Genomic DNA, 13,135 nt, shown 5'->3' on the forward strand with positions numbered 1-13,135 from the left:
GGTTATTCCATACACAAACAGGTCTTTTTAGAATCGGAACGATTTTGTATTTACTCTTTTTCACCTTTGTAGAAAACACACTTTTCGCATCTTTAATTGCTTGATTTTTCATCGCACTTGGGATATTGGCCTCAATATCCTTTGTACTTTTCTTCGTGCTTTTCTTTGCTTCAACCATTTCAGATACAAGAGCATTAATGACTTTTATATACTCGTGGCTACTTTGTTCCAATAGCATGATTTGTTCTTTTGTTGGAAGCAATTTAACTTTAACCGTGATGGTTTGTGGCACAAGTTTCACCCCCTTGTTTTTTGATTTTCAACATAATATTTTATTGTCTCACTTGATACACTTCCAGCAGTAGAAACAAAATAAGAACGCGTCCATAGGCTCGGCAAGTGTTGAAGATGTGGAAACTCTTCTCTCAAACGTTTTGATGTCACTCCTTTAATTCTTGCCATTGTATCAGCAGGACTAAGTGTTGGTGGTGTATTTAAGAACAAGTGAACGTGGTCTTTGTCGCATTCCATTGCAACAATAGAAATATCCAATTCTCCGCATATTTCTTGAACCAACTCCTTGAAACGTTCTTCTAATTTTGTATTAAGAAAAATCTTTCTTCTGTATCGCGGGCAAAACACAAAATGATAGTTAATTAATGACACGGTTGTTTTGGTTCTTCTATAATCATTCATCATGTTCGCATTGTATCAGTTGGATAACAAAGCTGCAACATGAAAGATGAAAAAATAAAAGATACCAACATTTTGGATACTTAGAGTGCCACAAACCTTGCGGTTTTTAGTGCACTCCTTATCCAACCTCACTTTCATCCCATGCCTAAAGGTGAGGGGCTTTCTCGTTCGGGAAGGGCTGTAATAGTTAGTACTCCACTCCCCCTCTTTTTTTACTCCTTAAGCCACCTTTGAACTTTACAAGAGACAAAAAAAGAAGAGGGATTTCTTCCCTCTTCACCAATAAAATCGAACATATTTACAATTAAGGAAGGGCATACATCCATCAAAAGATGAAAGGAACAATAATAGTTCACCTAGTGAATTATAACATAAAAACACTCCCATTAATAGATAATATTAACATTTATGGAATGATTGTGACAGAATTGTTAAACATCTTAATATTAAAAGGCTTTATGTGTATATAAATAGAAAACGGATATTGTAGGGATAAAATATAAGGGGGATATATGATGTTTACGAAAAAACAAAAATTAGTAACAGCCGTAACAACCTTAACATTAGGATGTGGATTTACTTTCGGGTTAACACCAGCTTTTGCAGATTCCAATAAGTCGTCGGTAAGCGCTACACCAATTCATTCTATTCAGAACCAAAAACAAGAACCTTTTACTGGATATATTATTTCAGTAGATAATCATTACTTAGTAGTTGCTGCTACTTCTACAAAGGACGAAGCACTTGCTTATCAAGATGATTGGTGGGAGTTAGTTTCTCAGAATAAGATTTTAAGAGTTCCTATTTCAAGTGATGAAGACTACACAATAGGTGATAAATTAAACGTATATGCAGTTGGTTGGACTGCATCATTACCACCAATTGCTGTAATGCCTACAATTGAAAAAGTAACTCAGTAGGTAAAGTATAGCATGATCAGGGCATCATTCTTAGAATGATGCCCTTTACTTTACCAACGTTTCCCCTTTTATAACTTTGTCTATTGTTAGATAAGAAAATGGTTGCAGTAAGTAACTCCCACAACCTTTATTTAATAATTGATCTACTCCTTACAAAAGAATACCGAATATAATAATAGAAAAAATCCAATCCCAAATAAAATACCTCCCGATATTTGGAAAACATTCATATAATTGTTTAACATAATATTATATGTCGATGTCTCTACATCACCGCCTAAACTTTGCACCCAAGAATGAGTAAGGTTATTTGCAAAGTCCAAGCTCTTCACAAGAAGTATAATGCCGATTAATACGATAAATGTTAAAACCACATTACGTATTTTTATATTTTTCAAACAATTACCCCCTTTCCTACCATATTATCAAACTATGAAAAAAGAATCCTTAATTTCAAGGATTCTTTTTCTTAACATTAAATTAACGATATGTCACAAAACATATTCCAACAGGTCTTAATGCTGTCCCGTTTCCAACTTTTTTATCACCAAACCATCCAGACTCCCATACATCAAAACGATAACCGGTATATTCTGCATAAGCTCTAATCTCAGCATATCTTCCATTTGTATCAATTGTATTACTTTGTGTTACAGAATACTCAGCTGATACATTAAATCCTACTCCTGCCGAAACCACACTTGCACTTACACCTACACTTGCATTCCATGAAGCAGCAATTTTTGAAGAAAAACTTAATGTTAAAGAACCTGAATTACCACTTACTTTTTTTAATACAGAACTTCCACAAGCTGAAGTAGCTGTTTTATTTTTAAGATAATATGAAGCTGGTGCTAAACTTTGCGAATAATTATTTTGATTATTTTCGTTTGATAGAGACCTTACAAAAGTAAGTTCAGCTGGTATAAGATTAGATGGTTTTTCAAAATCATTCTCTTCTATATATTTTTTAACAATGTCTTGGTTTGTAATTTTAATAGTTTCAGTATTATTCTCCAACGATACAGTCCTCTCAAACTCTTCAACAGAAACACTGTCCAATAGCTTATCACAACTATTAACATGAGTAGGTGCTAAAGGCTCTGGAGAGCTTTCTGCAAAACTTACTGAGGATGTCTGCAAAATAAAAATTAAACATACTAACGACGACACAAACTTAAAAAGAAAATCTCTTTTTTTCTTCACATAACCACCCCTTATGTAAAATTTTAACATAAATTAACCATACCTTTTATGGATATATTTGTAAACTTATTTAATTTTATAAAGTTTTAACAGAATTTTCCGTTAATTAACAATTTTATTCTTATTATTCATCTGCATAATTTATTTAATATTATAGTAGAATAGCATTAGAGAATCTCCCTAACAATATAAATCCCCCCTTCTCCAATTCCCCTGAAGCTGAGCAATTCGTACACCCTTACTGCTCTTTTGTTTTTATCGTCACCTTTTCAAATCATCTTCATATGTTGTATATAGATATCTCCTTTCAAAATGCAATGATGCCTCTTTCAAGTCCTAATGTACGCCTTACAAAGAGCACTTTTGAAAAGTGCTCTTTGTACTTTCTAATACACTCACTCGATAATAAAGTAATTTTAATGTATGAATTGTAACGATTTGCACACACTATAATTGGAAGGCTTGAATCATTGTCATTGCAAAATGTTCAGCGCTTCCGCTCCTTAAGAGAACAGTCTACGCAACTGTTCTCTTTTCCTTTTTTTACAAAAATAACAAGGACAAGCATAGTTAACTATGCTACGATCAATTGCCTTGCACCATTCTCAACGTTCCCTCAACAATTTCTCAATATTTTTCATGGACAATAGCACACTTCCTCAACGTTATTAATATCTTAATATTAAATACTGAAGGAGGTGCTAGAAAATGACTTGGTTCATTATTTTAGGATTTATGCTTATTTTAAGTATAGGTGGCTTTCATACACATAGTATTCATATCATTTTCAAAATAGATTCAGATACAAAAGCTATGCCAAGTTGGTCTTTCGTTAATAAAATAAACTTTCGAACATTTAAAGAATTGTTAAAAAACCCAAACAGGAATAAACTCAAAAGCCTTACCATAGGAGAGCTGTTTATCCCTTTAAGTCTATTCAATAAATTATTTGGCAAAACATTAATTTTTCTAATCCTATTCTTCTATTCTCAATTCTTAAACTAAATATAATATGAGATGAGTAAAAGAATAGCAGTCGCCGACCATAACAAACAACAGACCGCCTATTACTGAAGTGCACCCCAATTGTTAGACACATAATTAACAATTGGAGGTGCATTTTTTATGGCTAAATTTTCTTCAAAAGATAAAATACAAGCAGTAAAACGATATCTAGAAGGTACGGAAGGCGGAAAAACCATTGCTAATTCTATAGGGGTTCATCCTAGAGAACTTTATCAATGGATTAAACGGTTTGAATTTTCATGGGAAAAGGCGTTTGAAAAACGCTATACAACTTACTCTCTCGAGTATAAACTAGATGTAATTCATTATATGAATTACAATGGGACATCTCTGAGAGAAACAGCTTTGTTTCGGACTATTCACATTACTATACTTGTACGTAGGAAGATATACTAAAAATTGACGAGATTTTCTATATATATAAAACGAGCATCCTATCACCAAATATAGGATGCTCGTATATATACTTTTAGTTAATAAGATTTAAATCTATTTCTTAGAAAAATCATAATTCTATAATCATTTATCATGCCTACAAGTATTAGTTAGACTACAAGATTGCAAAATGATACCCACCCTTTGAATACCTAAAGGCGATGGGCTTTCTCGTTCGGAAAGGACTGTAATTTCTTCTCTTTTTGAACTAAGGCCTTTAACTTTTTTAAATAATCGATTTCCATACGTAAACATTCATTTTCATCTTTTAATGCCTCTATAACCCCTTCAATAGCTGCATTATCTAACTTTGAGCTTGTTTTTTCCATAGCTGGACCCCCTTTCTTCTTTTTATGTAGGAATTCCACGACCTTTAAATCATATATTTCCCTTCATCTACCAACTATTCCGATAAATTCTTTAACACAAACAATTCATTTATTTCATTTGTTTTTATTTTATTTATCAAAATTTCAGATATATGTTTTGAAAAATCCTCTGTATCCCTTCCATATCTATCTCCCCTAGATGAATCGTAATACATATTATACCTAACACATTTATAAGCTTAATCGTATTTTTAACAAAACCTACTTAATTTTAAGCAGATATAACACTTTATTCTGTCAACTCCCCCTATATTGATAAATATGAAATATCAAATATATTTGACATTTCCATGACTTACGACAGGAAAATATATACATTAAATTAAACCTAATGTATCTTTGATTTGTAAGTCGTAGTTAGTTGGCCAACTTTCAATACACTTTAATAATTAAAAATAAGGGGGATTTAAAATGAATCAAGTATTAAGGAAAAGTAAGAAAAAAATGATATATCTAGTCGGTTCACTTCTAATTTCTCTATCAATGTTTTCAACTACAAGTTTTGCAGCTACAGAAGGTGCTGTAAAAAGTGTCACAAATGGTAGCTATACCGGTATTGCAGCTGATATAAATCTACCAAAATCAGTTGTTGTCAAAGATGGATATGTGAATTGGTATTTAGGTATTGGAGCATCTAAAGTTGAAGGCGGTATTTCAAAAACATCAAGTGGATATAAAGTATTTCTTAATTCAGGATATAATGAATCCGGTCAAAACAGTAAGTATTGGAACACACAATATGATACATCAATTAAAGATGGTGATCGAGTAACCCTTAAAATAATTAATAACGGAAATGGTACGGTTACTATGTATGTAAATGGAAGCCCTAGATATGCAAATCAGCCTGTATATGGCTCATTTTCTCAATACGAACCAGTGAAAATGGTTCAGGGCGTTGAAGATACTGGACGTAATTCTTTTACCCAGGCTAGCTTCTCAAACGTACTTCTAAGAACAGATACATCTGGATCTACCTACAAAAGTTGGAACGGTTCAATTTCTTCCTCATTTTCTAAACACGGTACTTATAGTAACAATTTCACAGTTTATTCTCAAGTACCATTAAGCGCAAGTTTACGCTAAGGTTGTTCTTGTATACGAAATTTTTTTTAAAAGGTAGCTGTATGTACCTTTTGTACAGCTACCTTTTTCATACTTTAATTGCAAAAAACGTGTCAAAAATAAAAAGATGAAATTGTAAGTATGTTCACTTCTCAATTTCATCTCTTCTAAAAATTGTATATTACCAATTCTCTTGTTCCTCACTATTCTACCAAATTAATAGCAACACATTATTTAGTTATAAGTTCAAACTATTTTACATTTAAACACATACAATAACCTCTATGCTTTGTTATTTCCGTGTGAAACTAATTCACTATATATCTCTTTCTCTATATTCTTTAACAGAATTTCCAATCTATTCTTTGTAGCTTGATTAAAATGTGGATTTAGTTCCTTTATTATAAATTCAAGTATCTCAAAGCTTATGTAATCGCCTAATTCAAGTGAATATTGATCAGCCAAAAAAACTTTTAATTTTTTAGAAATCTCCACTTTGTCCTTTTTTGTAATATTTACCCCCATTCGATAACAAACCTCTCTTAGATTAGTCTTAAATACTAATTCAAACAGTTTTTATAACATAATAAAAATATTTTGGAATTAATATAAATCATATAATGAAATTTTTACAAATAAATAAAAAATATACATTATAATCACTAAACAACATATTATGCATCATAAACATATATTGGCTCGTCATAAAGGCGTAAACATTTTGACCAATTTCCACATAACGTTTCCCATTCACCAGCAGGATATACTTCCGTACGCAATATATGAAGTGGTATACGTAAATTCAATAACCGACCACTAAGCGTCGTACGAGTAACTCCCGCTGGCATTAAAAATTTTGCTTCAATTACCTTTTTCAGTTCCATCAACGAGTATTCTGGATAACTCATCAATATTTCATTTGAATGAGGCCAGACCTCAGTATCATTTGAATGACGGCGTACCGTATACTCATGTTGATATAAGCCTACAATACGATGCCATATCTCTAAATGGTTAAATAAATCGCTATTTAAATCCCTTGCATATAAAAAATGTTCTTGTTTATTTGCTTCTGTAATTTTTGCAAGCAAACGTTTATTAGCAATAATCTTACCTGACCAAATTATTGTAGGTTCTTTCTTTAAATTATTTACCCATTCCCCCATTGGTAATAAATGATTCCAAGCACGAATTTTTATTTTTTCATCAGGTACTACCTGTACAGCAACGCGTTTACAACCTAATGCCATCATAGCCTTCATACGATGGGCACCATCAAGTAACAGATAATTACCATCACTAAGCTCAGATACTAAGGGAGGATTCCGTAAAACACCTTCGCTTTCCATTACACGACAAATTTGTTCCAATCTTTTGTGTTCATATGATTCATGAAAGCGAATTTGCTTGGGATGTAAGAGATCTAAGGCCGAAATAATTTCACTCATAAAAACAGCTCCTCAAATAATTACATAAATTCTAAGCTTATCAAATAACTAATTTTCTATAATGATTAGTCGTGTTTACCGATATTTAGCAGCTATTAGACAATTATTTCAAACTGCGTTTTAATAATTTTACTAGTCTTCTAATAAAACACCAATTTCATTTTCCCTAGCCCTTTGATAGTAATAAGCAGCAATGGCTACATCAAATATGGCCATACCCATTGGATTAAATAATATTGCTTTGTCATAAGGGAAGTTTTGCAGTGCTCCTCGGATTACAACGTCAGCAATTGATACTGTATCTTCTTTTTGTAAACCTCTTTCAAGGTGCATCCTTTCAACATCAGTTTTTTCACGACAGACTTCTTCCCAATTATCAACAACTATGGATTTTGTATATTCTAAGATATCAGGCTTAAAATCACGAAGAGAAACATTGAGTAGTAGCGCCCCATCTTTAGGTTTCTTATCAATATAACCTTCTGCAGAAACAGTACAAGTAATAAAAATATCAGCATCATTATAAGCTTCTTCATATACATTAACCTTTTGAGTTTTAGAATAAATTTCCTCAGGAATTAATTCGTCTTTAATTCCATTGATATCATATAAGTAAACACTTTCGATTTTATCGCCTAATAGGGCAGTTACCATCTTTAAATGCATCTGACCAATAGGTCCAAATCCAATAATTCCAACTTTAATATTATTTAAATCTCTTAATCTGGCAAACTCTCGAATCATTAACCCTGTAACAGAAGCTGTTCGTATTACACTAACCATTGCTGTATTAAGTGTCGCAAATGGTTTTCCAGTCATAGCATCATTTAATATAGTAACTGAATGAGCACGTTGAATACCTTTCTCAATATTCTTCGGAAAACTAGCTATCCATTTGATTCCTGAAACCTTAAATTCTCCTCCAATATAAGCTGGCATAGCAATAATTCTATTAGCCGGATCATCGAAACGTAAGTATGGCTTAATTGGCTGAGAAAAGTCTTCTGAATCAAGACTTTTTACTGCCTTTGAAATGACATTTATTGTTTCTTCCCAATTAACACCCATTTCATTGAAATGTTTAGTATTTAAATACATCATAATTGCTTCCTCATTTCTATATCGTTTTTATAAAGAAACTAATTGATCTTCTACTGATTTTTGTGTATTAAGCCATTCTACCCATTCTACGTTGTAAATAGTAGATGTGTAAGCTTGACCATTATCAGGACATAAGAAAACAACATTAGGGGTATTTTGAACATCTCTATTTTCAAAATACTTTTGGATTGCATAATATGAAGTCCCTGATGATCCACCGGCAAATATTGCATGTTTATTAAATAGCTCATAACAACCTGCAACAGTATGAACCTCCGGTACAATCATTACTTCATCAATCACTGCTTTTTTAACCATTCCAGGTATCATACTGGCACCAATTCCTGGTATGTACCGTTTACGAGGCTTATCACCAAAAATAATGGATCCTTGACTGTCTACCGCAATAATTTTAATATTAGGGAATTTTTCTTTTAATCGTGTAGATACCCCAGCGATAGTTCCTCCAGTACTCACTCCAATGAAGGCATAATCTAACTGTTTAAAATCATTAGATATTTCTCCACCAATTCCTTGATAATGAGCTTCAAAGTTATCGGCATTATTATATTGATTTGTCCAGTAGGCATTAGGAATAGTATTTAAAAGTTCTTTCACCTTATTTAAACGCGTTAATAAATAGCCACCTGTTTCATCTCGTTCATCCACATTAGCTACTTGATAGGAAGTTGCTCTCAAAAAATTCTCATAACTATCATTAATATTTGGATCAATAACTGGTATGAATTTCAGACCAATATACCTACAAAGAGTAGAAAGAGCAACCGCAAAGTTACCAGATGAAGATTCGATAATTGTAGAATTTTCAGTCACTTCACCGCGATTTATTGCTGATTTTAAAATGTGGTAAGCAGTACGTACTTTAACACTATTCATCAAATTGTAATATTCTAGTTTTGCATACAGATTAATCTTTTCATGCTCTAATTTAATCATAGGTGTGTTGCCAATTACCCTTTCTAAACTCTCTAATTTCTTGAGCATAATTTGCTTCCTTTCTTGGTTAAAATCTAAAAAAAATAATTAAAGATAAACATTTGTAAATTCGAATATAAATCATCTTTAAATAACTTATATTCAGATTTACTTTAAATGTTCTTTCGAATGTACCTCTAATAGAACTTATACCTGAAAGACAATAAATGCTAGATTCTTTAGTATCGATAAGCTAAGCACCATTCAAGTACTGCCATAGCACTATTTAACTTATTTTCGGCCTGGGTAAATACAATACTTTTCGGTCCATCAATAACTGTTGCTGCTACTTCTTCACCTCGGTGTGCTGGAAGGTCATGCATAAAAGTAGCTTCCGGATATAAAGTCAAAATTTTCTCTGTCACTGCAAATGGATTAAATGCATCTTTCCATAAAGGATCTATTTTGCTTGTGCCTGTTGTTTGCCACCTTGTTGTATATACAACATCCACTTCACTAGGTAACATTTTTATATCATGACATTCTATAACTTTAGCACCAGAAAATCGTGCATATTCTTTTGATTTTTCAAGCACACTTGGAGACACTCCATAACCAGCAGGTGTAAAAAGATATAACTCCGTACCTGGAAAACGAGATAAAGAAAGAGCTAGAGCTGCTGCACTGTTATTACCTTCTCCCATATATAAAACCCGTAATCCAGCTATTTCACCAAATTTTTGTTTCATTGTTGTTAGGTCTGTTAGCGCTTGTGTTGGATGTTCTTCCGCACTCATTGCATTAATGACTGCCATACGACTTTGAGATGCCAGTTTTTCCATTTCCTTTTGACTATCTGCAGTTCTTGCTACTAGTCCATCCAGCATTCGCGAAAGTACTTGAGTAGTGTCTTCTATAGACTCCCCTGTATTTTCTTGCAAATCATTTGGACCATACGTTACAATTTGTGCACCCATCTTTAATGCTGCAATAGAAAATGCCGATCGAGTTCTAGTCGATGTTTTACGGAAGTAAACCCCAATTATATTTCCCGCTAATATTTGATTAGGTTGCGATTTACCTGTGGCAAACTCTACCCCACGAGTTACAATTTGGTTAATATCACTATCAGTAAGATCCTCAAGAGTAATTAAATGTTTTCGAATAGCCATTATTATATTACCTCCCTTTTGAATAAGTGCATGTAACAAAAATGTATTTACACATATGTGTAAATCAAAAATATTAAACAGCTAAGGTAAAAAATAATAGATTGCAAAAATAATTCATGTGGATCCATTACCACACTTTTCTACATTTGTTTTTAAACTAATATATAGCAGTTGATATATAGCCTATATGAACTCGAATTCTTTTTTTACTCATAAATACTTACATATAATTCTATTGTTAGTCTATATTCCTATTTTTTATGATATAGCTCTGCTGAATATATTACACACTATAACACTAAAAATATACTCAAAATACTGAATTTTCAGCTTTCTCAATTCTTTTATCAATTTTCTGTAAATTTATACTATAATTTTCTTTTTTACACATTCTATACATAAAAATATTTTCTATAAAGATTTCATGCTTTCTATTTTTTTAACATCTTTATTACTATAATTGGAGATTTTCCTCATCTTTAAAATAATGCAACCAAGAATAAAAGCAAAAAATGAAAATATCCCAAAGGTAATATTTATAGTATTTAATGATAAGCTCCAACTAATTAGAAAGGAAACTAGAGCTCCTCCCAAACTTGCCGATGCAATAAATAAACTAGTCACTTCATCAATATTATTTTCCATAATACGGGAAGCTAAAATAAGTGTTATCGGAAAAATGCCAGCTATGACTAAACCAATAATGAAGATTACAGATAAATACATACCTGTACCACGAACAAAGGGGAATAGAAATAAGAGAATTACTAATGTGAAGCAACTAGATGAAATATATATCCAATAATTAAACTTATGAACAAGCTTACCTATAAAAATCCTTCCGATAACTATTGCTAGCCAGAAACAAGATATACTTATTGAACTAATTAATTCATTATTAGTAAGAATCATAATTGTAGATAAAAAATTTGCAAGATTGGTTTCTATACCTGCATATAAGAATGCAAAAAGTGATATAAATAATATAATTTTTACTTTTCCATTTTTAAAACTAACAGTTAATGGGGATAGTGATACTTCCTTTTCATTCTTTCGAGGAGAAAGATTATTAAATTTAGCACTTCCAAACAAGTACCAAACTAATAGTGTGAAAATAAGAAATAGCAAGATTCCATATAAAATGAAATACCATGTATAAAATTTTATAAAATAATTGACTAATAAAGGAAACCCCAGTGCTCCAACCCCAAACCATACTTCAAGAATGCTGAATTTAGCAGCACTATTCTTTTCTGCTGAAATAACAAAGGAACCCATAGTAGTTTCTAACAAACCCGCTCCATAACCCAATCCAAATGCAATTACCGCTAAATATGCCCATTCTTTAACAAATATAAAACCTCCTAAAACTACTAACATTGCTAATATCCCAAATGTTAGAGTTTTAAAATAATGATACTTTTTTACTAAAACAGGCGAACTAAGAACACCAAATAAAAATCCAGTAAATTGAAAAAATATTAATATCCCTAGTTGATCAGGTGTTCTTTCATAATATTGTAGTAACGAAGGAATTAAACTGCCCATACAAACATGTATTACTCCTACAATAAAATAGAACAAGCACCCAAAATAAAATATTAACCGCACCTTTTATCAGCTCCAATTCAAAAGAAAAAGGGATTTATGTTACAAATTATAAATCCCTCTTTTCACAATAAAACTAAATAGTTGTTACAGATAATTCTTTGTTACGTTTGTTTTTATTGAAGAATAAATCTAATATAATTTGTGAACGTAATCCATCTTCAAATGTTGCAAGCGATTTTTTAGAACCACCTGCTGCTGCATTAACCCAGCTTATAATTTCCTTTCTAAAAGAATCCGCCCATTCAAAAATCTCGTTTTCCGGATCAACTAATAACGGTAAAGGTAAAAAGATTTCTTGTTTTTCCAACCCATCAAAAGTTATATATTTATTAGGTTCTTTAGAAGAATACTTGTATTCTTTTTTAGTACCTATTACCTCAATACTAAAGCCACAATCTTCAGGGAATGAACTTTTAGACGTTGTAATATTAACAAATACTTTATTGGTTAATTGACCATAAACCTCTGCATAATCATCTACAAATACTTTTTGTTTTTCTTTTTCTTTAACATTTGTTTTAATTTTAGTTCGAACAGTATCCTCTCTAAAATCACTTTCAAATAAAAACCAAAGTAAATCTATTAAATGAATGCCTAAATCCCCCAATGCCCCACTAGTTTTATTACTTTGATTGTCATCCCGCCAAGTAAACAAAGTTCTTCGAAAAGCGCTATTCTTTTTAAAATGTAGCCTTATTACTACTACCTCTCCTAATTCCCCATTTTGAATTAAGCTCTTCAAAGCCTTAATATAGGACAAGTAACGATAGTTAAACCCCATTGCAGCAACTACATTAGTATCCTTTGCTATTTTCATCATATATTTTGCTTCTTCACAAGAAATTGCCATTGGTTTTTCAACTAAAACATGTTTGTTTTTTAATAACGCTTGAACAGCTTGAGACTTATGACAAAAATTAGGGGAAGATATTATTATCCCATCAACAACTTCAAGTAACTCTTCATAACTATTAAAAACTTCCCCATCATAATCTTCTACTAACTCTCGAGCATTCTCGTAATTAACATCATATACTCCAACTAATTTACAATTATCAATTGTTGATAATGCCCTAGAATGAGCTTTTGCAATACTACCTGCACCTATAATTCCAATATTCATTATATGA

14 protein-coding genes and 2 pseudogenes are annotated in these 13,135 nt (G+C 31.7%); 4 read left to right on the forward strand and 12 right to left on the reverse strand.

The window, feature by feature from the left end:
* Nucleotides 1-292: pseudogene (locus ACS2FK_RS23885) on the reverse strand (RNA-guided endonuclease TnpB family protein); the annotation flags it as partial.
* 5 nt (nucleotides 293-297) lie between these two features.
* Nucleotides 298-699: an IS200/IS605 family transposase gene (gene tnpA, locus ACS2FK_RS23890; protein ID WP_063549891.1), complete on the reverse strand. Its 402-nt coding sequence runs from the start codon at nucleotides 697-699 to the stop codon at nucleotides 298-300.
* A gap of 512 nt (nucleotides 700-1,211) precedes the next feature.
* On the opposite strand from tnpA, the gene ACS2FK_RS23895 reads away from it, so the two are divergent.
* Nucleotides 1,212-1,616, forward strand: a complete 405-nt coding sequence (locus tag ACS2FK_RS23895; RefSeq protein ID WP_063549889.1) for a DUF3221 domain-containing protein — start codon at nucleotides 1,212-1,214, stop codon at nucleotides 1,614-1,616.
* A 143-nt stretch (nucleotides 1,617-1,759) separates the two neighbouring features.
* Here ACS2FK_RS23895 and ACS2FK_RS23900 read toward each other — a convergent pair whose 3' ends face one another.
* Together ACS2FK_RS23900 and ACS2FK_RS23905 are read right to left on the reverse strand one after the other, a co-directional pair.
* Nucleotides 1,760-2,014: a hypothetical protein gene (locus ACS2FK_RS23900; protein WP_063549887.1), complete on the reverse strand. Its 255-nt coding sequence runs from the start codon at nucleotides 2,012-2,014 to the stop codon at nucleotides 1,760-1,762.
* Nucleotides 2,015-2,096: 82 nt separating this feature from the next.
* On the reverse strand, nucleotides 2,097-2,822 hold the full coding sequence (locus ACS2FK_RS23905; protein ID WP_230387370.1) for a hypothetical protein: 726 nt from the start codon (nucleotides 2,820-2,822) through the stop codon (nucleotides 2,097-2,099).
* A 708-nt stretch (nucleotides 2,823-3,530) separates the two neighbouring features.
* Between ACS2FK_RS23905 and ACS2FK_RS23910 the strand changes: the two genes are divergently transcribed.
* Nucleotides 3,531-3,827: a hypothetical protein gene (locus ACS2FK_RS23910; protein ID WP_063549885.1), complete on the forward strand. Its 297-nt coding sequence runs from the start codon at nucleotides 3,531-3,533 to the stop codon at nucleotides 3,825-3,827.
* A gap of 120 nt (nucleotides 3,828-3,947) precedes the next feature.
* A pseudogene (locus tag ACS2FK_RS23915) lies at nucleotides 3,948-4,208 on the forward strand (transposase); the annotation flags it as partial.
* Between the two features lie 227 nt (nucleotides 4,209-4,435).
* Here ACS2FK_RS23915 and ACS2FK_RS23920 read toward each other — a convergent pair.
* Nucleotides 4,436-4,612 (reverse strand): hypothetical protein, encoded by a 177-nt coding sequence (locus tag ACS2FK_RS23920; protein WP_173927927.1) that lies wholly within the window; start codon nucleotides 4,610-4,612, stop codon nucleotides 4,436-4,438.
* A 471-nt stretch (nucleotides 4,613-5,083) separates the two neighbouring features.
* Between ACS2FK_RS23920 and ACS2FK_RS23925 the strand changes: the two genes are divergently transcribed.
* Nucleotides 5,084-5,758: a hypothetical protein gene (locus ACS2FK_RS23925; RefSeq protein ID WP_063549883.1), complete on the forward strand. Its 675-nt coding sequence runs from the start codon at nucleotides 5,084-5,086 to the stop codon at nucleotides 5,756-5,758.
* 261 nt (nucleotides 5,759-6,019) lie between these two features.
* Here ACS2FK_RS23925 and ACS2FK_RS23930 read toward each other — a convergent pair whose 3' ends face one another.
* The 7 genes from ACS2FK_RS23930 to ACS2FK_RS23960 form a co-directional block, all read right to left on the reverse strand.
* Nucleotides 6,020-6,262, reverse strand: coding sequence for a DUF2164 family protein (locus tag ACS2FK_RS23930; protein WP_000538717.1), 243 nt, complete (start codon nucleotides 6,260-6,262; stop codon nucleotides 6,020-6,022).
* A gap of 149 nt (nucleotides 6,263-6,411) precedes the next feature.
* Complete coding sequence (locus tag ACS2FK_RS23935; RefSeq protein ID WP_001289605.1) at nucleotides 6,412-7,185, reverse strand: ParB N-terminal domain-containing protein; 774 nt, start codon at nucleotides 7,183-7,185, stop codon at nucleotides 6,412-6,414.
* 132 nt (nucleotides 7,186-7,317) lie between these two features.
* Nucleotides 7,318-8,286: a 2,3-diaminopropionate biosynthesis protein SbnB gene (gene sbnB / locus ACS2FK_RS23940; protein WP_063549881.1), complete on the reverse strand. Its 969-nt coding sequence runs from the start codon at nucleotides 8,284-8,286 to the stop codon at nucleotides 7,318-7,320.
* Nucleotides 8,287-8,313: 27 nt separating this feature from the next.
* Nucleotides 8,314-9,291 carry a 2,3-diaminopropionate biosynthesis protein SbnA gene (gene sbnA, locus ACS2FK_RS23945; RefSeq protein WP_063549879.1) on the reverse strand — a complete coding sequence of 326 codons (978 nt, stop codon included), beginning with the start codon at nucleotides 9,289-9,291 and terminating at the stop codon, nucleotides 8,314-8,316.
* 170 nt (nucleotides 9,292-9,461) lie between these two features.
* Entirely contained in the window at nucleotides 9,462-10,394 is a 933-nt protein-coding gene (locus tag ACS2FK_RS23950) for an ornithine carbamoyltransferase (protein WP_063549877.1), read from the reverse strand.
* Between the two features lie 411 nt (nucleotides 10,395-10,805).
* The gene (locus ACS2FK_RS23955; RefSeq protein ID WP_063549875.1) at nucleotides 10,806-12,005 is read right to left on the reverse strand and encodes an MFS transporter; all 1,200 of its coding nucleotides are present in this window, start codon (nucleotides 12,003-12,005) and stop codon (nucleotides 10,806-10,808) included.
* A gap of 73 nt (nucleotides 12,006-12,078) precedes the next feature.
* On the reverse strand, nucleotides 12,079-13,128 hold the full coding sequence (locus tag ACS2FK_RS23960) for a Gfo/Idh/MocA family protein (RefSeq protein WP_001020521.1): 1,050 nt from the start codon (nucleotides 13,126-13,128) through the stop codon (nucleotides 12,079-12,081).
* Nucleotides 13,129-13,135: the final 7 nt, after the last annotated feature.

This window comes from Bacillus cereus group sp. BceL220 (genome assembly GCF_051776965.1).
GTDB classification, from domain to species: Bacteria; Bacillota; Bacilli; order Bacillales; family Bacillaceae_G; genus Bacillus_A; species Bacillus_A cereus.